This is a genomic window from Vibrio sp. 779(2023), assembly GCF_033344285.1.
GTDB lineage: Bacteria > Pseudomonadota > Gammaproteobacteria > Enterobacterales > Vibrionaceae > Vibrio > Vibrio alginolyticus.
Window position 1 is genome coordinate 1 of sequence record NZ_JAWPOM010000205.1, and the last position, 1,079, is coordinate 1,079.

Consider the following 1,079-nt stretch of genomic DNA (forward strand, 5'->3'; position numbering starts at 1 on the left):
TGCGATCCACCGTTAACGACCATTTCTCAACCTCGTTATGAAATTGGCCGCCAAGCGATGCTTATGATGCTTGAACTCCTTACAGTCAATGACGTTCATACATGTTCACGCTTACTAGAAACTAAGCTTGTTGTCCGTGGTAGCGCAGCGCCACCGCAACGCGCCTAAGCGCTCGGTAGTCCAACGCGACCTATCATGTAAACTAACGATAAGCGGTGCCCATTGGTGCCGCTTTTTGTCTTCTCTATCTGATACGTAGCTATCAAGATTACATCAATAGGGTGTTTTCTCGACCCGTTCTGGATTAACATATTTGGAAGAATCCTTGATGACCAGAAGTAACCGTGGCAAACAGAGATTATGTGAGACGGGGGCGAGGCGCCCCAAAAAAGTCGACAAAAAAACAACCTCCCAAAAGAAAACCTTGGCGTAGTGGTCTACTTGCAATCTTGCTTGTGGGCGGTTTTGGCTATGGTCTGTATTTATTAAGTAACGATCCAGAACCGAAACCACCCGTGGTGCAACAACCTCCCACGACCGTCAGTAAGCCAAAGCCGAAAAAGGATTTGCCACCACCACCTGAAGAGAAGTGGGAATACGTCGAATCTTTACCCAAGCGAGAAGTGGAAGTCGTCGCTAAAGAAATCGAAGTATCTAAAATCCCATACGTAATGCAGTGTGGCGCTTACAAAACCCAAGCGCAGGCCGAAGAGCGAAAGCTGGCTATTGCTTTCCAAGGTCTTTCGAGCAAAATTCGTAAGAAAGAAGGCAGTTCTTGGTACCGTGTTGTACTTGGCCCGTACAAGTTCAAACGCGATGCAGAGAAAGATCGCCACAAGTTGCAACGCGCGAAAATCGAACCGTGCGCAATTTGGAAAGAAAACTTCTAATCTCCAAAGACCAACCGCATTCGCTGTTGGTCTTTTTTATTCCTCGCGTGTTATTGGCATCATCAGCGTTAGCAAATGTGAAAAACGCCCTCCCCTTGAATCCCAAGTTCCTCTCCCCCATATACTGAATTAAATCCAAAGAGAAATAATCAAGAGGTCGACTGTGACTACCATTGTATCTGTACGTCG

Annotated in this window: 2 protein-coding genes; both read left to right on the plus strand. The window is 46.6% G+C overall.

Annotated elements, in window-relative coordinates; genetic code table 11:
• The coding region (locus R8O70_RS26095; protein WP_318184572.1) for a substrate-binding domain-containing protein at positions 1-168 on the plus strand (168 nt) is incomplete at its 5' end.
• 176 nt (positions 169-344) lie between these two features.
• Positions 345-890 carry a cell division protein FtsN gene (gene ftsN / locus R8O70_RS26100; protein ID WP_024703418.1) on the plus strand — a complete coding sequence of 182 codons (546 nt, stop codon included), beginning with the start codon at positions 345-347 and terminating at the stop codon, positions 888-890.
• Positions 891-1,079: the final 189 nt, after the last annotated feature.